The following is an 18,956-nucleotide window of genomic DNA, read 5'->3' on the forward strand; positions in this document are numbered from 1 at the left end:
TCGGGGTCGACCGGCCCAGGGAGCCGCTTCAGTCGATCGGCTCGAAGCGGATGTCCCGCACCTCGAACTCGCGGGTCCCCTTGGGTACACGCACCGTCACCGCGTCGTCGATGCCCTTGCCCAGCAGGGCGCGGGCGATCGGCGAAGCGATCGAGAGCTTGCCGATCGAGATGTCGGACTCGTCCTCGCCGACGAGGGTGTATTTCACCTCTTCGTCGGTCTCGACGTCGAGGAGGGTCACCGTCACCCCGAAACGGACCGCGTCGGGCGGCGGGCCGCTCATGTCGATCACCTGGGCCCGGGCGAGCTTGTCCTCGAGCATCAGGATGCGCCCCTCGATGTGGCTCTGGCGCTCCTTCGCGGCATGGAACTCGGCGTTCTCGGAGATGTCGCCATGGGCCCGAGCGACCTCGATCTCCTTGACGATCGTCGGGCGCTGCACCGTCTTGAGGTCCTGGAGATCGGCCTCGAGCTTCGCGTAGCCCTGGGGCGTCATCGGGACGCGGTCGGACATGGCTCCTCCAGATGCGGCGGGCCGATTCCGGCACGCGGCGCGCGGACCCCTCGGGCTGGGCGGTCCTTGGGGCAGCCGCGATCCGCGCAGCGGGCCGCCGGCGCGAGGCCAAGGCCCACCTGGCAGGCGGATCGGCCTACACTGGCCCCAAAACGACTCCGACGCCCAGGGAGGGCGCCGACTTCGGGAGGCTACCGAGCACCCGGAGGCTGTCAACGCGCCTTTCGCCCCCGGTCACGGCCGAGAGTGTCTGGAAAATCGATGGAAAACCCCTTCGAGCTGCGGATTCGTCGCGGGCCGACCCGGGCCGGCTGGCCGGCTCCTCTGCCCCGGCGGGCAGGCGCGTCATGAGCGAAGTCGCAGACCGGGCGCCGTCCGACCGCATCCCCTGGATCCCCTGGGCGATCGCCTTCTACGGGCTGCTCGGAGCGGCAGCGCTCCTGTGGAACGGCTGGTCGGGGCGCCCCTGGGCCTTCGCCGACCGGCTCGCCGAAGCCCGCGGGGTGGCCTGGGGCAGCGATCTCGCCCTGGGGCTCTGCGCCGCGGGTGCGGTGATCGTGGCGTCCAACCTGTGGACCCAGCACACCGAGGGGGGCCGACGACTGGCCCACGAGCTCGGGCAGCTGCTGGGGCCGCTGCGCTGGCGCGACTGTCTGGTCTTGGCGGCGCTCAGTGGCTTCGCCGAGGAGGCGTTCTTTCGCGGGGCGGTGCAGCCGCGGGTCGGTTGGATCCTGGCGACGCTGCTGTTCGCCGCCGCCCATTTCGTGCCCGGGCGCTCCCTCGGCCTGTGGTCGGTCTTCGCGCTGCTCGCCGGTGGGCTGCTCGGCGCCCTGTTCGTAGCCACGGGCAACCTGCTGGCGCCGATCGTGGCCCACGCCGCGATCAATGCCGTGAACCTGCGGATGATCAGTACGCGCTTCGGTGGCGGGTTCGAGGACGATCCGGCGCCGGAGTAGTCAGCGCACCCGCGCGATCGCGTCGATTTCGACCTCGACACCGAGGGGCAGCGCGGCCACCTGCACGGTCGCCCGCGCGGGCGCCGGTTCCGACGCGAAGTGCTTGGCGTAGACCGCGTTCACCCGGGCGAAGAGCGCGAGGTCGGTCACGTAGACCGTGGTTTTCACGACGTGGGCGAAGTCCGAGCCGGCGGCTTCGAGCACCGCCGCCAGGTTGGCGAGCACCTGCTCGGTCTGGGCCTCGATCTCCCCTTCGACCTTCTCACCCGTCGCCGGGTCGAGCGGGATCTGCCCCGATGCGTAGACCCAGCCGTCCTGGATGACGGCCTGGCTGTAGGGGCCGACCGGCGCCGGGGCCCGGTCGCTGCGCACTTCCTGCAACGTGGGGCTCCCCTGCGAGCTAGGCGTCGTAGTCTTCGGGGTCGACGATCAGGCGGTCTTCGAGGACGCGCAGCAGGTAGCCGAGGAGCAGCAGGTTCGGAAGGCGCTTCTCCGTCGCGGCATCGATGGGAAGGCCTTCGGCGAAGTCCGTCGCGTAGCGCCCGAAGAACTCGAGCGTGTCGACGGGAACGTTCTTGTCGACGAGCTCGTTCAGCTCTTCGAGCGAAAGCTCGTTCAACACCTCGACGAGTTCCCACGCGAGCTCTTCGCGGGTGAGCTCGCCTTCTTCTTCATTTTCCTCGAGGCCGTCGAAGAAGGCGGGGTCGAAGCGGATCGGGTTTCGCGGGTCGTTCATGTGGCGTCTCGCGGAGCCGCAGCGCGGCGAAGAACCCGACAGCCCGCGGGTCGCTCCACGTCGAAAGGTTCCGGGTGGGGGCGGTGTCTCCGACGGCGCTTCCTGCGCGCAACGGCCTGACTCCGCGAATTCGCCGAGCATCGTGACAGCGGCGTAGTGGCGTGTCAATGCACGCCTCCGTCGCCATGGCAGTCGATGCCGGTCTCCACTCCCGCGACTTCACTCGCGAATTCGGGGCGGCTACCGCGGGAGTTGCCGGTGCGCTGCGGGCCCACGGGTGCGCGCGCTACGACACGAGATCGGCCGTTTCGTGCGGGGCGAACGCGCTAGATCGCTTCCGCGCTGTCGTTCTCGCCTTCGCCGCCGCCCTCGGCGAAGAGGTGTTCGCGCACGTAGATCGGCGCGCCGGTGCGCAGTGCGATGGCGATGGCATCGCTCGGACGGGCGTCGATGTCGACGGGGCCGTCGCTGCGTCGCAGTGTGAGCGTGGCGTAGTAGGTGCCCGATCGGAGTTCGGTGACCGCGACGCGTTCGACTTCCCCCGAGAGTCCCTCGATCAAGCTCTGGGCGAGGTCGTGACTGTTCGGACGCGGCGCCTCGTGCTCGGCCATGTGCACACCGATCGAATGCGCCTCGGCGCTCCCGATCCAGATCGGCAGCCAGCGTTCGCCCGCGAGCTCTTCGAGCACGACGACCGGACTCGAGTTGGCGTCGAGCCCGACGTGTTCGACCCGCACGCGCACGTCGTCGTGGTGGGAGGAGGCGTCGACGTGGTCGCACGCGACGCCGAAGAGCAGCGCCAGACACGCAATGCCGAGCAGCGTGCGCGCCTGCGTCGTCGAGGGGGTGGGGCGGGCGATGGGTCAGCTCCGGCGGCGGCGCGCGGCGAGGGAGAGGAGGCCGAAGGCCAGGAGAGACGCGGTGCCTGGTTCCGGGACGATCGTCGCGCTCGCCGATTGGTTCGCCGCCCCGAAGAAGGCGTCGCCGTCGACCGTCGAGATGTTCAGGTCCCCGACCGCATCGAAGATCAACGTCACGATGGCCTGCCGGGGGCCCCCGTCCTCGGGCGGCGGGCTTCCCAGGTTGGGCGAGATCTGGTCGACCACGCGGCACACGGTGGACGTGATGCAGGTGCCCTGGTTGGCACCCACGGACCAGTTCGCCGTTCCCCCGAACGAGGTCAGCTGGGGCGTCGACACGATCTGGATGTTCGACACCGGGCCGGTGATCAGGAGATCGACGAGGGCCGTACTCGCCGTCGCTCCCCCGGAGTCGAGATCGACGGCAATCGTGACGATCTCGCCGGTGTTGTAGGTCGCCTTGTCCGTCGAGATGGCGATCGTCGCCGCCATCGCCGGCGACGTCATGCAGACGGCCAGGCCCATTCCGCAGAGCAAGATCCACGTGCGCGGAAGCATAGGAACCCTCCCAGGGGCCCCTTCCCAGAGCACGCCGTCAGCATACCCCAAGCGTGGGGGGCTTTGCGCCCGTTCCCGCTTCGCCCCCCGCGCAAGCCCCCGAACGGTCACGGCATCCGGACCTTCCGGGACGCCCGACGGGGGTCGAGTATGCTGAGCGCCCGCGCGGCGACGCGCCCGGAGGAGAGCGGAGATGGCGACCGACTATCAGATCGTGGATGCGGGGGATGTCGCGCGCTGGGACGAGACTGCCGACGTCGTCGTCGTCGGCATGGGAGCGGCCGGCTCGACTGCGTCGATCACCGCGCGGGAGGCTGGCGCCGAGGTGCTGGTCCTCGATCGGGCGAGCGGGCCCGGCGGCACCACGCTCAACGCGGCGGGCCATCTCTATCTGGGCGGCGGGACCCGCGTGCAGCGCGCCGTCGGCGTCGAGGACAGCGTCGAGGACATGTTCCAGTACCTGTTGTCGGTGACGCCCGAGCCCGACGAGGCGAAGATCCGCCTCTACTGCGAAGAGAGCGTGGCCCACTTCGATTGGCTGGTGGAGCGCGGCGTGCCCTTCAACGACACGATCCACAAGCAGAAGACCGTCGTGCAGTTCACCGACGAGTGTCTGATCGAGTCGGGGAACGAGGCCGCCTGGCCGTTCCGCGAGAAGGCGAAGCCCAGCATCCGCGGCCACAAGGTGGCGATGCCCGGCGAGGCGGGTGGCGGCAAGCTGATCGAGAAGCTGGTGGCCCACGCGGAAGGCCTCGGCGTGCGGATCGCCTACGACCACGGCGTCACCGCCCTGGTGCGCGACGGCGCGCGCATCGTCGGCGTCCGCGCCAAGAGCTTCGACGGCGAGAAACACGTACGCGCGCGGCAGGCGGTCGTGCTGGCCGCCGGCCAGTTCGGCATGAACGAAGAGCTCATCAAGGAGCACTGCCGGCTGCTCGGCGACGACCGCATCACGAAGCAGGGCAGCACCTTCGACGACGGCGCGGGTCACCTGCTGGGCGAGGCGGCCGGAGGCGTACTCGACCACATGGACGGCGCGCTGATCACCACGCCCTTCTACCCGCCCGAGCAGAACCTGTTCGGGATCATGGTGAACCAGCACGGCAAGCGCTTCATCAACGAGGACGTCTACCACTCGAAATCGTCGATCGCGTGCCTCGACCAGCCCGAGGGCATCGTCTACCTGATCGGCGACGGCTCCTTCCTCGAGCGTCCGCTGTTCCGCTGGCAGGACTTCGTCGATGCGTGGGAGACGATCGAAGAGATGGAGAAGGACCTCGGCATACCCGAGGGCGTGCTGCAGAAGACGATCGCCGACTACAACGAGTACGCGCGCAGCGGCGACGACCGCGAGTTCCACAAGGCGGCGAAGTGGATGAAGCCGATCGAGACGGCGCCCTTCGCGGCCCTCGACCTCCGCATCGGTCACGCCCAGTACGCGGGCTTCCCGCTCGGCGGACTGCGCGTGTCGATCGACGCCGAGGTGCTGCGCGAGGACGGCAGTGCGATCGAGGGGCTCTTCGCCGCCGGCGGGTGTGCGTCGAACATCGCCCAGGACGGGGCCGGCTATTCGAGCGGGACCTGCATCGGCGAGGCGACCTTCTTCGGCCGCCGGGCCGGCGTGAAGGCGGCGTCGCTCGCGAAGGTCTGAGCCGGCCGGGCTGCGATCGTCCGCCGCGGATCCCGTGCCGGGGCGGGCTGCCGGAGTGGTCGGGGCGACTGGATTCGAACCAGCGACCTCTTCGTCCCGAACGAAGCGCGCTACCAAACTGCGCCACGCCCCGAGACTCCGGAAACGGCGAGTATGACGGGTCGCGAAGGGCCCGCAAGCGGCCCCGCGACGGGCCTAGTTCGGAGCCGGCGCCTCGGCCGCCCGGCGCAGCGCGGCGATCGCTTCGCCGCGATCCGGGGCGCCGAAGACGGCGGTCCCCGCGACGAACACGTCCGCGCCGGCCTGGGCGGCGCGCCCGATGGTCTCGGGACCGATGCCGCCGTCGACCTCGAGGTCGACCGACAGCTTTCGCTCGTCGATCCAGCCACGCAGGGTGGCGATCTTGTCGAGCATCGAGGCGATGAACTTCTGGCCGCCGAAGCCCGGGTTCACCGTCATCACGAGCACCTGGTCGAGATCGCCGAGCACCGGCTCGACAGCGCTTGCCGGCGTCGACGGGTTGAGGACCGCACACGCGCGCGCCCCCGCTTCGCGGATCTGGGCAAGGCTGCGGTGGAGGTGCGGACAGGTCTCGACGTGGACGCCGACCGTGTGGGCGCCGGCGCGCACGAAGTCCTCCACGTAGCGCTCGGGCTCGACGATCATCAGGTGGACGTCGAGGGGCAGATCGGTGCTGCGCTTCACCGCTTCGACGATGAACGGGCCGATCGTGATGTTCGGGACGAAGCGCCCGTCCATGACATCGACGTGGACCCAGTCGGCCCCGCCGGCCTCGATGCTCGCGATCTCCTCGCCCAGCCGCGCGAAGTCTGCGGCCAGGATCGACGGTGCAATCTTCACGTCGACGTTCCCCCCAAATCGAATTTGCTTGCGGTGTGCTGGCTCAGCCGCGGCGCTCGAGGCGGACGGCGAAGAAACCGTCCGTGTCGTGACGGTGCGGCCAACACCGCAGGAACCCGTCCGAGTCCACCAGCGCGCGGACCTCGTCCGGTGCCGCCAGCGACGGCGCGATCGCGAACTCGGTCGCCTCGCGCAGGAACGCTTCGATCACGCCCTCGTTCTCCTCGGGCAGCACCGTGCAGGTACTGTAGACGAGCGCTCCCTCCGGACCCACTGCGCGTGCGGCCTGTCGCAGCAACGCGAGCTGGACGTCGGCCAATCGCGCGGGATCGCCCGACCGGACCCGCCAGCGCGCATCCGGGTTGCGACGGAGCGTCCCGAGCCCGGAGCAGGGGGCGTCGACCAGGACGCGCGCGAAGCCGCCCTCGGGCTTGAGCTCGCCGAGCTCGCGCGTCGCGTCGTGCTGTACGAATTCGAGACGGCCGAGTTGCAGACGTCGTGCCGCCCGTCGGACCAGGTCGAGGCGGCGGGGATGGCGATCGAGGGCCAGGACCCGGCCGCTCTTCCCGACGCGCTCGGCGATGGCTGTGGCCTTGCCGCCGGGCGCCGCGCAGGTGTCGAGCACCTGCTCGCCGGGCTGGGGATCGAGCAGACCCACCACCAGCTGTGAGGCCTCGTCCTGGACGGTGAAGCGACCTGCCAGGAAGCTCGGCAGAGAGGAAGCATTGCCGCGCCGACCCAGCACCACGCCGTAGCGGGCGAAGTGACAGGGTCGCGCGTCGGGGAAGGGGTCGCGCAGCTCCTCGATCAGCTCAGCCGCGTCGCCCTGGTGCGGATTCACCCGCACCGTGAGGGGCGGCAGCTCGGTGCTCGCGGCAGCCAGAGCGGCGGCTTCTTCGGGGCCGAACTGTTCCAGCCACCGGGCAGCGACCCAGCGAGGCAGGCTCTGGGTGTGCATCAGGTGACCGAGCGGATCGTTCTCCAGCGCGGGCAGCGCTTCGTCGCCATGCTTCGCGGCGAGCTTCCGCAGCACCGCGTTCACCAGGCCCGTGGCGCGCTCGGCACCCGCGGCACGCGTGCACGCGACGGTTTCGTCGACGGCCGCGCTGTTGGGCACCCGCTCGTGGAACACGATCTGATAGGCGCCCAGGCGGAGCGCCGTGGCGACCACACCTTCGACGCGTTCGAGGGGGCGATCGAGGAAGCGACCCAGCAGGAAGTCGAGACGACCACGCCAGCGCAGCGTGCCGTACACGAGTTCGGTGACGAAGGCGCGATCCGCGACGGAGAGCTCGCTGCGGGCGAGCTGGCTGTGCAGGAGCACGTCGGCGTAGGCGCCCGCCCGCTGCACGCGTTCCAGGATCCGCAGCGCGACGAGCCGCGCCCGCGTCGGGGCGTGGTGGCCTCGGGGGTTCTCGCGCGCAGGTCGTCCGCGTCGGGGGCGTCGCCGGGGGGCGGGCTTCGACGTCACCGGGGCGTCACCGGTGCTGGCCGTTGGGAGGGGAGGGCGCGCATCGCGGCAGTCTAGCCCGCGCTCCGTCGGAAACCGGCCGACGCGTCTACCCGGTCGGACGGCCGCGCAGGACGGTCCCGTCTTCGATGGCCCGGCCCCGCAGAAAAGCGTCCGTGTGCAGCGGCTTTCCCCCGGCCCGTTGCAGGCGCTCGAGACGCAGTGCGCCGTTGCCCGTGGCCACGCGCAGGACGTCGCCCTCGCGCTGGATGCGGCCGGGCGGACCCGGCAGCGCTGCGTCTTCGGGCACCGCGGCCAGGATGCGCAGGGGTGTCTCGTCGAGCCAGCAGCGCGCCCCGGGGGTCGGTGCGAGCGCCCAGATCCGGCGCGCCAACGCGCTCGCCGGCTCGTCCCAGGGGAGATCCTGGTCTTCGCTGCCGAGCTTCGGCGCTTCGGTGGCGAGGCCCGCGTCCTGCTCTTCCCACTGGTCCCGACCCGCGGCGATCCGCTCGAGCGCGGCGGCGATCGCGTCCGCCGCGAGCACCGAGAGCCGCTCGGTGAGTTCACCGCCCGTGTCGCCCGGTGCGATCGGCGTGCGCACGACGCTCTCGACGGCGCCGGCGTCCATCTCGCGCTCGACGCGCATCACCGAGATGCCGGTCTCGGCGTCGCCCGCGAGGATGGCGCGATGGATCGGAGCGGCGCCCCGGTGGCGCGGCAAGAGGCTCGCGTGGGCGTTGATCAGGTAGCCGCGGCTCGGGAGCTCGCGGATGCGCTTCGGGAGGAACTGGCCGAACGCCACGACGATGCCGAGGTCGGGCTCGGTAGCGCGCAGCGCGTCGGCCACGTCGGGTTCGCCGACGCGTTCCGGCCGCAGCAGGGGCAGCTCGCGCGCCAGGGCTTCCGCCGAGACCGGCGAGGGGTGGAGCTTTCGGCCGCGGCCCTTCGGGCGGTTCGGCTGGCTCACCACCGTGACCACCTGGTGGTCGGGGTGCTCGGCAAGGCGCACGAGGGTCGGAACCGCGAAGTCCGGCGTCCCGAAGAAGAGCAGTCTCATGGGGTCCGCACCCCGCGGCGACGCGGGCTAGCTCGCTTCTTCGGGAAGCTCTTCGCCGTCGCGCTTCATCTGCTTCTTGCGCTTGAGGACGTAGCGCGAGCGCTTGAGGCGACTGATGCGGTCGATGAAGAGCACGCCGTCGAGGTGGTCGATCTCGTGCTGGAAGCACACGGCCTGGAGGCCTTCGGCCCGGATCTCGAGTTCCTTGCCGTCGAGGTCCTGAGCGCGCAGCAGGATCTGCTCGGCGCGCTCCACCTCGGCCTCGAAGTCCGGCACGGAGAGGCATCCCTCGTTCCAGAGGACCTTGCCCTCGGGTTCGGAGAGCTCGGGATTGACCAGGATCAGCGGGCTCCGCTCCGACTCCTCGTCCGTCCACTCCGTGTCGACCACGACCAGGCGGACGGCTTCACCCACCTGGGGCGCGGCGAGGCCGATGCCGGGCTCGTCGTACATCACTTCGCACATGTCACGGGCCAACTCGCGCAGCTCGTCGGTGATCGTCTCGATCGGCTGCGAGACCTGGCGCAGGCGTTTGTCGGGAAACTTGAGGACGGGTCGAAGGGCCATGGCGACGTGTGGCGGGAAGGCGCGCGTCACACTGGTGCGTGCAGCCGCGTCGAAACCCCCGCGGCGCCGAACATACCCGAATTCAGAGCATGCTCCAGGGACGCACGTCCACCGCGGCCTGGATGCCATCCTTCAGTCGCGTCGATGCATCGCGCGCCAGCAGGGCGGCCGCTCGTACCTCCGCGTCTTCGCCCTTCAGCAGAATCTGCCAGCGATAGCGACCGCGCAGGCGCGGTAGCGGCGCGGGCGCCGGGCCCAGCACGTCGCAGCCCGGGACCTCGCGGCGCAGCCGTTCGGAGAGCTGCTGGGCCTGGGCCGTGGTGTCCACCAGCGACTCGCCGTGCAGCAGCACGTGGGCCAGGCGGCCGACCGGCGGGAAGCCGAGCGAGGTGCGGTGCGCCAGCTCCTGGGCGTAGAACTTCTCGTAGTCGTGCTCGCGCACCGGGGCGACGGCGTAGTGGTTGGGAACGAAGGTCTGGAGGATGACGCGGCCCGGTGCGCGATCGCGGCCGGCCCGGCCCGCCACCTGGGTCAGCAGCTGGAAGGTGCGCTCCGCCGCGCGGAAGTCGGGCAGATGCAGGCCGACATCCGCGGCGACCACGCCGACCAGTCGGACGCCCGGGAAGTCGTGCCCCTTCGCGACCATCTGGGTGCCGATCAAGACGTCGATCGCTTCCGCCCGCAGGTCGTGCAGGATGCGCTCGGTCGCACCCCGGCGCTGGGCGATGTCGCGATCGAGCCGCGCGATGCGGGCGTGCGGGAACAGGGTGCGCACCTCTTCTTCCAGCCGTTCGGTGCCCAGACCGAGGAGCGCCGTGTCGGGCGTGCCGCAGCCGCCGCAGCGCTCGGGCGGCGGCCGCTGGTGGTCGCAGTAGTGGCAGCGCAGGGCGCCCTCGCTGGCGTGGTAGACGAGGGCGACGTCGCAGTCTTCGCAGCGCTCGGCGTGGCCGCAGTCGAAGCAGAAGATGCGCGTCGAGAAACCGCGCCGGTTGAGGAAGAGAATGGACTGGCCGCCCTGGGCCAGGGTCTCGTTCAAGGCGGCGCGCAGGCGCCGCGACAGGATCACCTTCCGACCGCGCGGCGCTTGCGCTTTCTCATCGGCGAGATCCACCAGTTCCACCGAGGGGAGCGGCCGCCCACCGATGCGGTGGGCGAGCACCAGCCGCTGGATCTCGCCGCGTTCGGCGGCGTAGCGGGTCTCGAGCGCCGGGGTGGCCGAGCCCAGGATGACCGGGCAACCCGCCGCAGCCGCCCGTCGCTGGGCCAGCTCGCGCGCGTGGTACCGGAAGCCTTCGTCGTTCTTGTAGGCGCCGTCGTGCTCCTCATCGAGGACGATCACCCCCAACCGCTCCAGGGGAGCGAAGAGCGCCGAGCGCGCTCCCACGGCGATCGGCGTGTCTCCCCCCCGCAGGCGCTGCCACTGCTCCACTCGCTCGCCCGGGCGCAGGCCGCTGTGGAGCACCGCGAGTCGGTCGCCGAAGCGCGAGCGGAGTCGCGCCAGGATCTGATGGGTGAGCGTGATCTCCGGAACGAGCACGAGGGCCTGGCGCCCGGTTTCCAGCGCGGTCGCCACCGCCCGGAGGTAGACCTCGGTCTTGCCGCTGCCCGTCACGCCGTGGAGCAGGAACGAGGTGGGCGCGCGGTCGCGGATGGCCGCTTCGATCGGCTGCAGGGCGCGCGCCTGGTCGGCCGTGAGCTCGACCTGGGCGGCGTCCTCGAGCGGAGTTCCGAGCACGTCGCGGGGGGTGTCGCGCTCGTCGGTCACGACGAATCCGCGCTCCACCAGCGCGCGCAGCGGGGCGGCCGGCAGCGTCCGGGTCGGGAGCGGCGATTCCTCGGCCAGCCGTTCGAGGGTCTCGAGCTGTCGGGGCGCGCGTCCGAGCTGGGCGCGCATCGCCGCAAGATCGGCGCCGGGCGTGATGGCGGCGATGCGTTCGCGCGCCACGCGGGCGGTCGGGCCCCGTTCGATCTCCTGAGAGCGCACCCAGCCGTCGCGCGAGAGCGCATCCAGGGTTGGGACGGTCTGTGCGCCTCCCTGGGCGCGCAGCTGGGCGGCGGTGCGCGGAGCCCGCGCCAACGCCTCGAGGATCGCGCGCACCGCACCGCGCGCGGCGCCACTCTCCGCCGCGTGCCGGCCGCGTGGCGTCAGTGCGTAGCCCTTGCGGATCACGGGTGCGGAGCCCGCGGGCAACGCGGTCGCCAACGCGATGCCGATCGGACACAACACGTCGTCCGCCGTATCGCGCAACACCGTGAGCAGGGCGGGCGACAGCACGGGTGCGGAGTCGACCACGGCCTCGATGGGCCGCAACCTGCCCTCGAAGTGCGGAGCGCTTGCGCGTTCGACGACGACGCCGACGAGTGCGCGACCTCCGAAGCGGACACGAACTCGCATGCCCGGTTCGATTTTCGCTGCAATGGTCGCCGGGATGGTGTACTCGAAGAGTTCGTCCACCGGCACCGGCAGCGCCACACGCGCAACGCGGCTGGCAGCGAACAGGTCTTCGGGCATCACCGGATTGTATGCGTCGCCACGTCGGTGGCGAGTGGGTGCGCGCAGCGGCGCGTCGTGAGAGGGTCATGAGAACGTCGGCGGGGTCGTTCGGGACGGGTCGGGTGTCGGTGCAGCGGCGGCGGGGATCCCTGTCGCTGCGCGTCGACGGGACCTACGCGTCCTCCTATCAGCCGGGCAGCGCCCTGACCGGGTCCGTCTGGGATGCGCTCGCGGCGCCCCTGGCCTGGTTGCCCCGGGACCGGCGTCGCTCGGTGCTGATCCTCGGCCTGGGCGGCGGCAGCGCGGCCCGGCTAGCCCGGGAGCTCGCGCCCAAGGCGCGCATCGTCGGAGTCGAGGCCAGCGGAGAGGTGATCAAGGCCGCGCGCCGCTGGTTCGAGCTCGACGCGCTCGACGTCCAGGTGGTCCACGGCTGCGCCCGCCAGTACCTGCGGCGCTGTCGCGCCCGCTTCGATCTGGTGATCGAAGACGTCTTCGTCGGGCGGGGGCGTTCCGTCCACAAGCCCGACTGGCTGCCCGACCCGGGCCTGGTGGCGGCCTCGCGCCGCGTGAATCCAGGGGGCCTGCTGGTGAGTAACTCGATCGACGAGACCGCCGAGGTCGCGGCCACCGTGCGCTCGCTCTACCCGTCGAGCGTGCGCATCGCCGTCGAGGACTACGACAACACCATCCTCGTCGGGGGGCCGGGTCCCTTGGACGCGCGGGGCCTGCGCATGGCCACGGCGGCGCACCCGCTGCTGCGGCAGACGCTGCCGAAGCTGCGCTTTCGCCGCGGCTAGCGCGGTTTCGGGGCGACGGGAGAAGGTGGATCCGGCGGGAGACGGGGCCGAAGCCGCGTCTAGCCGCTCATCTGCTTGATGTCGCGCAGCACGCTGCGCGCCACCGCCTTCAGCGTCTCGAAGACGCCCGAGCCCGTCGTCGCGCTGGCCTCGAACTCGGGCAGCCCGCGCGTGTTGAGCAGGGCCCGCATCTCCTCGACGGGCGCGGCGTTCGGCAGGTCGCGCTTGTTGTACTGGATGACGCAGGGCGTGTCCTCGAGGCTGGTTCCCTGCTCGGCGAGGTTCACCCGCAGGTTCTCGAGGCTCTCGACGTTCGCTTCCATCCGCTCGATCTGGCTGTCGGCGACGAACACCACGCCGTCGACGCCCTTCAGGATGAGCTTTCGGCTGGCGTCGTAGAAGACCTGCCCGGGCACCGTGTAGAGGTGGAAGCGGGTCTTGAATCCGCGGATCTCGCCCAGGGCCAGCGGCAGGAAGTCGAAGAAGAGCGTGCGCTCGGTCTCCGTGGCCAGGGAGATCATCTTCCCCTTCAGATCGGGGTTCGTCTTGGTGTAGATCCACTGCAGGTTGGTCGTCTTCCCGCAGAGGCCGGGACCGTAGTAGACGATCTTGCAGTTGATCTCGCGCGACGAGTAATTGATGAAGGACATAACGTGGGGTTCAGCTCGCGACAGCGTTGGGAGCGGCGGGGGGAGGAACGCTCACGAAAAAAGATTGTCGATATCGTCGTCCGTGATCTCGGAGAAGGGAGTCGCCCCTTTGGCCGCCTCCTGCTCCGAGCGCTTCTGGATCTCTTCGAAGACCTTCGCGAGCTCCGCGCCGGCTTTCTTCACGCGCAGACGCACGAGACCCAGAGAGCTGCGGTCGTCGAAGATCACGACCAGGATGATGCGCTGGGAAACCAGCGTGATGTGCAGGTTGTCGCGCTGACCCTGGTGGAAGTGGACCGGGAAGTCCTCTTCGCCCACGAGCTTCGCGAGACCGCCGGTCGCCGCGATGCAGCCCGCCGTGAGCGAGGCCAGGCTGGTGGTGTCGATGCCGCGCATCTCGCCGGCTTCGCCGATCAGCTGGCCGTTGCGATCCACCACGAAGACGCCCTTCGCGTTGGCGTCGCGCACGAGTTTCTGCACGATCGCCAGAATCCGGCGAAAGTCTTCGTCGTACATCACGAGCTGTGCGTCGTGCATTCGCAAATGCCTCGGTAACCGCCTGGGATCAAAGCGTTTTACCTGTGAGCAGGGTAACGCTCGCTCCACTCCGGTGGCAACTCGCCACGAGTCCCGTCTCGGCTCCCCGCAGGTCCATCTTGAGCCCCCAAATGCCCACCCGCACCCGCAGAAAGCGCGGCTGGGCTAGAGGGCACCTCATCAACCCCTCGGTCGCCAGGCGCCCGCCTTCGACCCGATCTCATCGTTGCGAAATCTCGCCGTAGCGACGGCTATGCCTGCGATTTCGTGCCTCGATCTCGGGCCGAATTCGGGCCCCTGACTCGGTCGGGGTTCATGAGGTGCCCTCTAAAGCGGCCGTCGGTTCTCGATCGACATCCCGACGGTCACATGATCCGCATACTCGAGGTCGCCGCCCAGGGGCATGCCGAACGCGATGCGCGACAGCCGGACCCCGGTGGGGCGCAGCGCCTCGATCAGATAGTGGGCCGTCGCGTCACCCTCGGCGTTCGGGTTCGTCGCGAGCAGCACTTCCTCGATGTCACCGGCCTCGATGCGCTTCAGGAGCTCGGCGATCCGCAGCTCGTCGGGGCCGACGCCGTCGATCGGCGCGAATGCGCCGCCGAGCACGTGGTAGCGGCCTCGGAAGCGGCCGCTCCGCTCGACGGCGGCGAGGTCGGCGGGCTCCTCCACCACGCACAGCAGGGTGGTCTCGCGGCGCGGGTCGCGGCAGATCTCGCAGGGCGAGTCGTCCGTGAGGTCGAAGCAGTGCTCGCAGAGGACGATGTCCTGCTGGAGTCGCGCGATCGCCTCGGCCAGCTCGCGCACACTCGCCTCGGGGGCACCCAGCAGGTAGAAGGCCAGGCGGGTGGCGCTCTTCTCGCCGATGCCGGGCAGTCGTTTCAGGCTCGCCACCAGGCGATCGATCGGCGGGGCGCTACGCATGCGCGCCGCGCCCCCTCTGGGCCGCGGTCATCCGGCGCCCCCGAGCCCCGGGATCGACAGTCCCATCGAGGCCTTCTGCATCTCTTCCTGGACCAGGCGCTGGGCATTCGTCAGCGCCGCGTTGACCGCAGCGGCCGTCAGGTCCTGGAGCATCTCGCGGTCACCGCCGGCGACGAGGGACGGTTCGATCTCGACCGAAAGCACCCGCAGTGCGCCCGAGACCTCCACCTTCACCATGCCACCGCCCGCTGTCCCCTCGATGCGCCGGGTGGCCAGCTCGCGTTGCAGCTCCTGGAGCTTCGCCTGGGCCTCCTGGGCCCGGGCCATCAGGTCGCCAAGGTCGGCCATCAGCGGCCTCCGCCGATGGGTCGGATCTCGACGATGTCGGCGCCGAGGATGTCGAGGGCGCGACCGACGGCCGGGTCGTTCAGCGCGTCCTGACGGCGCTGGCGCGCGGCTTCGGCGTGTTCGGCTTCCGCGGTGGGCGTTGTCGCGCCGTCGGGACGCGGGTCGGCTTCGACCACTTCGACGTGGGTCTCGCGATCGAAGAAGCGCGTGGCCACCGCGTCGAGGTCGGCCTGCTTCTCGCGCAGCCGCCGCGCCGCGAAACCCGGCGGCAGCGAAACGCGCAGACGGTCGTCGCTCTTCTCGACGAGCTCGGCGCCTTCGAGCGCGGCGTAGATGCCGGGCTCGCCTTCGCGCGCGAACTGGCGCAGTCGATCCATCACCGTCCCCGGCCGCGTCGCAGCCGGGGACGCCGGGGCGTGTCCGTTCTGTTCGGCCGGCTTGCCGCGCGCCGGGCTCTTGCCGCCGCGGCCGCGTGGCGCGGCGCCGCCCCCGCCGCCGGTACTGCTGCGTGCCGGTCCGGTGCCGCCCGACGCCGGCGGCGGAGTGCCGTTGCCGCCGCCCGCGAGGCGCCGTTCGAGGGCCTCGAGCTTCGCGATCAAGCGTCCGATCTCGTCGGCCTCGGGCTGGGTCGCCAGACGCACCACCGCGAGCTCGAGCACGGCCAGGGGCTGGGGCGCCCAGGCGAGATCCTCTTGCTCCTTCACCAGCGCCCGGAACATCCGCCGCAGGCGGGTGCTCGAGGTCCGCTCGGCGAGCTCCTTCAGCTCGGCGATCTCCTCGTCGCTGGCTTCGATCAGCTCGGGCTGATCCGGCGCGATCGCCAGCACGACCAGGTCGCGCAGCAGCTGCAGCAGGCTCTCGGACAGTCGTTTCGCGTCGAGCCCGCCTTCGCCGGCTTCGTGGCAGGCGGCGAGCGCGGCGGCAGCGTCACCCTCGATGCAGGCGGCCGCGATTCGGAGCAGCACGCGCCGATCGACGAGGTCGAGCACCTCGGCGACCTGGGCGTCGCTGATCTTGTTGCCGCCGAAGGCGATCACCTGGTCGAGCAGGGTCTGGGCGTCGCGCATCGAGCCGTCGGCTTCGCGCGCGACGGCGAGCAGGCTGGTCGCCGAGATCTTCACCTTCTCGGCCTTGGCGATTTCGCCCAGGCGCTCGACGATCTCGGTCGCCGCGATGCGCCGCAGGTCGTAGCGCTGACAGCGCGACACCACCGTGAACGGGATCTTCTCGGGGTTGGTCGTGGCGAACACGAAGAGGCTGCGCGGCGGCGGCTCTTCCAGGGTCTTGAGCAGCGCGTTGAAGGCCGCGCCCGACAGCATGTGCACCTCGTCGACGACGAAGATGCGGTGCTTCCCCGGGGCCGCCGCGTAGCGGACGGCGTTGATCAGCTCGCGGACGTCGTCGACGCTGGTGCGGCTCGCGGCGTCGACTTCCTGGACGTCGGTCGAGGTACCGCCGGTGATCTCCCGGCACGGATCGCATTCACCGCAGGGCGTGTCCGTCGGCCCTTTGTCGCAGTTCAGACAGCGGGCGAGGATCCGCGCGAGGGTGGTCTTGCCGACGCCGCGCGGTCCCGTCAGCAGGATGGCGTGGGGGACCCGATCGCTGCGGAGCGCGTTGCGCAGCGGCGTCGTGACGTGCGCCTGGCCGCTGACGTCGTCGAAGCTCTGGGGTCGCCACTTCCGGGCGAGGACCTGATAGGACATGGGGGGACCGCCTGTCGGGACGCGAGCGCAGCCCGCGCCGCGGACCTTCGGGCCGCACCTGCGCAGAGCCGGGATCGCAGGGCACCCCCACTCGCAATCGAAACCCCGCTACCGCTGCTTCCTTCCGGACCTGACGGAGTTCACGGAATCCGTATTCGAACGGGACCCTGCGATCGCGGCTCCGCGCAGGCGAAGCGGACCGAACGTAACGCGGAGGGGGGCGGCCGCGCGAGGGTCCCCGCACGAGAGGGGTGCGCAGGCCGCTAACGGCCGAAGAGCGCCGCCGCCAGTTCGGTCAGGGTGGTCGGCAGGCCGTTCGCGGGGCCTTCCCCCCTCCGCGGTGTCGTGGCTTCGCTCTCGAGCCAGGAGCGCAGGAGGCCGAGCAGAACGGCGTAGAGCACCCCGAGGCCGGGCCTCACCAGGGTCTCGGGGATGCCCCCTTCCTGGGCGACCCGACGCAGATCGGCTTCCGGGACCGCGGCGGCGAGCGACCGGGCCGGGTCGACGTCGTTCCAACAGATCCCCGCCCGCTCCAGATGCTCGGTCAGGCAGGTGAGTGCCGGTGGCAGGAACTGGCGGGCCTGAGGCTGGGAGAAGCCCGCGTCGACGAGCGGGGCGACCAGCGACTCGCGGTGCTCGTTGAGGATGTACTGGAGAAAGTGGATCAACGACGCGCTTCCCCATCCTGGCGCGGTCCAAGAGAAAGGCGCGGACGTGTCCGGGAGCACGTCCGCGCCACCACGGCGGCTCAGTCCCGGCGGAGCTGGCTCAGCCAATGCTCCATCTGGCGCCCGGCGGCTTCGCGGCCGCCCAGCCCGAACGAGAGGGCGACGGCGACGGCTACGGCGCCCAGCGTCAACCCGAAGGCGAGGTTCACGATGTCGTCGGCGAGGCCCATCGCGCGCAGACCCATCGCGACCACGATGCCGAGGATCGCGAAGCGGGCCACGCCGGCCATCGCCGGTGCGCCGTCGCCTCCCACGCGGACCACCGCGTCGCGGGCCTGGTTCGAGATCCAGAAGCCGACCGCGATGATCACCAGGCCGAGGAGCACCTGCGCGCCGAACTCGATGAGCACGCTCACCAGCTCGGCGACCTGGTCGAAGCCGAGCCGGCCAGCGGCTTCGACCACCGCGAAGAGCATCACGAAGAAGATCACGAGGCGACCGACGCCCTCGGACGGCCGCACGCTGTCCGGAACCACGGGCGCGAGCCCGAGGCGCTCGGGCAGCGCATCGAAGCCGACGCCGCCGAGCAGGTTCGTCGTGAGATCGGCGACGAAGCGCGACACCACGTAGGCCACGCCCAGGATCACGCCGGCGCCGAAGACGCGGGGAATGGCGTCCATGAACGCGGCCAGCATCTCGCGGGCGGGTCCCGAGATCGATTCGATGGCGAGCGTGTCGAGCGCGGCGATCAGGGCGGGGACGAACACGAACACGTACACGACCAGACCGGCCAGGCCCGAGAGCGTGGTGTTCCCCGACAGACCGGCGCGTGCGCCCCAACCGTCGACACCCGTCGCCGAGAGCAGGTTGGTCACGAGGTCGCGCAGGATGCGCGCCACGAACCAACCGATCGCGCCGATGATCCCGGCGCCGAGCACGCTGGGCAGCATGGCCAGGATCTGGTCCACCATCGACCGGACCGGATCGAGCAGGCCTTCCATCTCGAGCGCGCCGAGCACGGCGGGCAGGAAGAGCAGCAGGATCAGCCAGTAGAGCACGTGGCCCAGGCTCTGGCTGACCGGGGCCATGTCGGCCTGGCGGGAGAGCTTCTCGTCGAGGGAGGTGGCGGCGAGGGCCTGGGTGGCGACGCTGCGCGCGAGCGCAGCGATCACCCAGCCCACCAGCAGCAAGACGCCGCCGGCCAGCAGCCGGGGCGCGTAGACGAAGAACTGGTCGACGAGGGTCTGCAGCGACCCCGACACCAGCTCGAGTTTGAGCGCATTGAAGAACGCGATCAGCGTGACGACGAGCACGCCGTAGTAGCTGACCTGGGAGGCGCCGCGCTCGACGTCGAGGGCGTTGCCGGTCGCGCTCTGCACGCGCTCGTTCAGGCCGACGGCGCCGAGGGCGCGACGCAGACCCGCGCGCAAGACGAGGGCGACGAACCAACCGACCAGCAGGATGGCGATCGCGCCGAGCAGGCTGGGCAACGTTTCGCCGAGCCGACCCTGCAGCGTTTCGAGCAGGTTCGAGATGTCCATGGGGGCTCCTTCACGGGGAAGCCGAGCGGCGGCTCCCAACCCCTCAATGCGACGACCCCGAAAAGCGTCACCGCTCCATTG

20 protein-coding genes, 1 tRNA gene and 1 other RNA gene are annotated in these 18,956 nt (G+C 70.6%); 3 read left to right on the forward strand and 19 right to left on the reverse strand.

Annotation, left to right across the window (positions count from 1 at the left end; all coding sequences use genetic code 11):
• Positions 1 to 28 precede the first annotated feature (28 nt).
• Positions 29 to 514 (reverse strand): transcription elongation factor GreA, encoded by a 486-nt coding sequence (greA, locus tag AAF430_02165; protein ID MEM7409024.1) that lies wholly within the window; start codon positions 512 to 514, stop codon positions 29 to 31.
• Positions 515 to 861: 347 nt separating this feature from the next.
• On the opposite strand from greA, the gene AAF430_02170 reads away from it, so the two are divergent.
• Positions 862 to 1,470, forward strand: a complete 609-nt coding sequence (locus AAF430_02170; GenBank protein ID MEM7409025.1) for a CPBP family intramembrane glutamic endopeptidase — start codon at positions 862 to 864, stop codon at positions 1,468 to 1,470.
• On the opposite strand, the gene AAF430_02175 is transcribed toward AAF430_02170, so the two are convergent.
• The 4 genes from AAF430_02175 to AAF430_02190 form a co-directional block, all read right to left on the reverse strand.
• Positions 1,471 to 1,851 (reverse strand): RidA family protein, encoded by a 381-nt coding sequence (locus tag AAF430_02175; GenBank protein ID MEM7409026.1) that lies wholly within the window; start codon positions 1,849 to 1,851, stop codon positions 1,471 to 1,473.
• A 19-nt stretch (positions 1,852 to 1,870) separates the two neighbouring features.
• The gene (locus AAF430_02180; protein MEM7409027.1) at positions 1,871 to 2,206 is read right to left on the reverse strand and encodes a hypothetical protein; all 336 of its coding nucleotides are present in this window, start codon (positions 2,204 to 2,206) and stop codon (positions 1,871 to 1,873) included.
• A 326-nt stretch (positions 2,207 to 2,532) separates the two neighbouring features.
• Positions 2,533 to 2,943, reverse strand: a complete 411-nt coding sequence (locus tag AAF430_02185; GenBank protein ID MEM7409028.1) for a bifunctional nuclease family protein — start codon at positions 2,941 to 2,943, stop codon at positions 2,533 to 2,535.
• Between the two features lie 126 nt (positions 2,944 to 3,069).
• Positions 3,070 to 3,624: a PEP-CTERM sorting domain-containing protein gene (locus AAF430_02190; protein ID MEM7409029.1), complete on the reverse strand. Its 555-nt coding sequence runs from the start codon at positions 3,622 to 3,624 to the stop codon at positions 3,070 to 3,072.
• A gap of 193 nt (positions 3,625 to 3,817) precedes the next feature.
• Between AAF430_02190 and AAF430_02195 the strand changes: the two genes are divergently transcribed.
• Complete coding sequence (locus AAF430_02195) at positions 3,818 to 5,275, forward strand: FAD-dependent oxidoreductase (protein ID MEM7409030.1); 1,458 nt, start codon at positions 3,818 to 3,820, stop codon at positions 5,273 to 5,275.
• Between the two features lie 56 nt (positions 5,276 to 5,331).
• Here the strand turns inward: AAF430_02195 and AAF430_02200 are convergent.
• The 6 genes from AAF430_02200 to priA all read right to left on the reverse strand — a co-directional run bounded on the left by AAF430_02200 (position 5,332) and on the right by priA (position 11,722).
• Positions 5,332 to 5,408: transfer RNA gene (locus AAF430_02200), tRNA-Pro, on the reverse strand.
• 62 nt (positions 5,409 to 5,470) lie between these two features.
• Positions 5,471 to 6,136 carry a ribulose-phosphate 3-epimerase gene (rpe, locus tag AAF430_02205; GenBank protein ID MEM7409031.1) on the reverse strand — a complete coding sequence of 222 codons (666 nt, stop codon included), beginning with the start codon at positions 6,134 to 6,136 and terminating at the stop codon, positions 5,471 to 5,473.
• Between the two features lie 43 nt (positions 6,137 to 6,179).
• Positions 6,180 to 7,607, reverse strand: coding sequence for a 16S rRNA (cytosine(967)-C(5))-methyltransferase RsmB (gene rsmB, locus AAF430_02210; protein ID MEM7409032.1), 1,428 nt, complete (start codon positions 7,605 to 7,607; stop codon positions 6,180 to 6,182).
• Between the two features lie 88 nt (positions 7,608 to 7,695).
• Positions 7,696 to 8,643 carry a methionyl-tRNA formyltransferase gene (fmt, locus tag AAF430_02215; protein ID MEM7409033.1) on the reverse strand — a complete coding sequence of 316 codons (948 nt, stop codon included), beginning with the start codon at positions 8,641 to 8,643 and terminating at the stop codon, positions 7,696 to 7,698.
• 27 nt (positions 8,644 to 8,670) lie between these two features.
• Positions 8,671 to 9,210 (reverse strand): peptide deformylase, encoded by a 540-nt coding sequence (def, locus tag AAF430_02220; protein ID MEM7409034.1) that lies wholly within the window; start codon positions 9,208 to 9,210, stop codon positions 8,671 to 8,673.
• A gap of 82 nt (positions 9,211 to 9,292) precedes the next feature.
• On the reverse strand, positions 9,293 to 11,722 hold the full coding sequence (gene priA, locus AAF430_02225) for a primosomal protein N' (protein MEM7409035.1): 2,430 nt from the start codon (positions 11,720 to 11,722) through the stop codon (positions 9,293 to 9,295).
• 68 nt (positions 11,723 to 11,790) lie between these two features.
• Here priA and AAF430_02230 point away from each other — a divergent pair, with 68 nt between their 5' ends.
• Positions 11,791 to 12,501, forward strand: a complete 711-nt coding sequence (locus AAF430_02230) for a methyltransferase domain-containing protein (protein ID MEM7409036.1) — start codon at positions 11,791 to 11,793, stop codon at positions 12,499 to 12,501.
• Positions 12,502 to 12,560: 59 nt separating this feature from the next.
• On the opposite strand, the gene AAF430_02235 is transcribed toward AAF430_02230, so the two are convergent.
• From AAF430_02235 to AAF430_02270, 8 genes are all read right to left on the reverse strand, one after another.
• Positions 12,561 to 13,151, reverse strand: a complete 591-nt coding sequence (locus tag AAF430_02235; GenBank protein MEM7409037.1) for an ADP-ribosylation factor-like protein — start codon at positions 13,149 to 13,151, stop codon at positions 12,561 to 12,563.
• A gap of 51 nt (positions 13,152 to 13,202) precedes the next feature.
• On the reverse strand, positions 13,203 to 13,688 hold the full coding sequence (locus AAF430_02240; protein MEM7409038.1) for a roadblock/LC7 domain-containing protein: 486 nt from the start codon (positions 13,686 to 13,688) through the stop codon (positions 13,203 to 13,205).
• A gap of 327 nt (positions 13,689 to 14,015) precedes the next feature.
• Positions 14,016 to 14,612, reverse strand: a complete 597-nt coding sequence (recR, locus tag AAF430_02245) for a recombination mediator RecR (protein MEM7409039.1) — start codon at positions 14,610 to 14,612, stop codon at positions 14,016 to 14,018.
• A 27-nt stretch (positions 14,613 to 14,639) separates the two neighbouring features.
• A complete protein-coding gene (locus tag AAF430_02250; protein ID MEM7409040.1) occupies positions 14,640 to 14,960 on the reverse strand; it encodes a YbaB/EbfC family nucleoid-associated protein in 321 nt (106 codons plus the stop codon).
• The gene (dnaX, locus tag AAF430_02255; protein ID MEM7409041.1) at positions 14,960 to 16,666 is read right to left on the reverse strand and encodes a DNA polymerase III subunit gamma/tau; all 1,707 of its coding nucleotides are present in this window, start codon (positions 16,664 to 16,666) and stop codon (positions 14,960 to 14,962) included. The genes AAF430_02250 and dnaX overlap by 1 nt, the downstream gene beginning before the upstream one ends.
• 72 nt (positions 16,667 to 16,738) lie before the next feature.
• Positions 16,739 to 16,838, reverse strand: an RNA gene (gene ffs, locus AAF430_02260) — signal recognition particle sRNA small type.
• Positions 16,839 to 16,929: 91 nt separating this feature from the next.
• The gene (locus AAF430_02265; GenBank protein ID MEM7409042.1) at positions 16,930 to 17,334 is read right to left on the reverse strand and encodes a hypothetical protein; all 405 of its coding nucleotides are present in this window, start codon (positions 17,332 to 17,334) and stop codon (positions 16,930 to 16,932) included.
• An 80-nt stretch (positions 17,335 to 17,414) separates the two neighbouring features.
• Positions 17,415 to 18,875: a mechanosensitive ion channel gene (locus AAF430_02270; protein MEM7409043.1), complete on the reverse strand. Its 1,461-nt coding sequence runs from the start codon at positions 18,873 to 18,875 to the stop codon at positions 17,415 to 17,417.
• Positions 18,876 to 18,956: the final 81 nt, after the last annotated feature.

The sequence above is a fragment of the Myxococcota bacterium genome, from assembly GCA_039030075.1.
Classification (GTDB): Bacteria; Myxococcota_A; UBA9160; order UBA9160; family SMWR01; genus JAHEJV01.

Excerpts from the sequence above, each read along its gene's own strand:
- fmt (MEM7409033.1), bottom strand. The coding sequence starts at position 8,643 with ATGAGACTGCTCTTCTTCGGGACGCCGGACTTCGCGGTTCCGACCCTC.
- AAF430_02195 (MEM7409030.1), top strand. The coding sequence starts at position 3,818 with ATGGCGACCGACTATCAGATCGTGGATGCGGGGGATGTCGCGCGCTGG.
- recR (MEM7409039.1), bottom strand. The coding sequence starts at position 14,612 with ATGCGTAGCGCCCCGCCGATCGATCGCCTGGTGGCGAGCCTGAAACGA.
- AAF430_02235 (MEM7409037.1), bottom strand. The coding sequence starts at position 13,151 with ATGTCCTTCATCAATTACTCGTCGCGCGAGATCAACTGCAAGATCGTC.
- def (MEM7409034.1), bottom strand. The coding sequence starts at position 9,210 with ATGGCCCTTCGACCCGTCCTCAAGTTTCCCGACAAACGCCTGCGCCAG.
- AAF430_02240 (MEM7409038.1), bottom strand. The coding sequence starts at position 13,688 with ATGCACGACGCACAGCTCGTGATGTACGACGAAGACTTTCGCCGGATT.
- AAF430_02230 (MEM7409036.1), top strand. The coding sequence starts at position 11,791 with ATGAGAACGTCGGCGGGGTCGTTCGGGACGGGTCGGGTGTCGGTGCAG.
- AAF430_02170 (MEM7409025.1), top strand. The coding sequence starts at position 862 with ATGAGCGAAGTCGCAGACCGGGCGCCGTCCGACCGCATCCCCTGGATC.
- AAF430_02270 (MEM7409043.1), bottom strand. The coding sequence starts at position 18,875 with ATGGACATCTCGAACCTGCTCGAAACGCTGCAGGGTCGGCTCGGCGAA.
- AAF430_02250 (MEM7409040.1), bottom strand. The coding sequence starts at position 14,960 with ATGGCCGACCTTGGCGACCTGATGGCCCGGGCCCAGGAGGCCCAGGCG.
- AAF430_02180 (MEM7409027.1), bottom strand. The coding sequence starts at position 2,206 with ATGAACGACCCGCGAAACCCGATCCGCTTCGACCCCGCCTTCTTCGAC.
- greA (MEM7409024.1), bottom strand. The coding sequence starts at position 514 with ATGTCCGACCGCGTCCCGATGACGCCCCAGGGCTACGCGAAGCTCGAG.
- AAF430_02190 (MEM7409029.1), bottom strand. The coding sequence starts at position 3,624 with ATGCTTCCGCGCACGTGGATCTTGCTCTGCGGAATGGGCCTGGCCGTC.
- dnaX (MEM7409041.1), bottom strand. The coding sequence starts at position 16,666 with ATGTCCTATCAGGTCCTCGCCCGGAAGTGGCGACCCCAGAGCTTCGAC.
- priA (MEM7409035.1), bottom strand. The coding sequence starts at position 11,722 with ATGCCCGAAGACCTGTTCGCTGCCAGCCGCGTTGCGCGTGTGGCGCTG.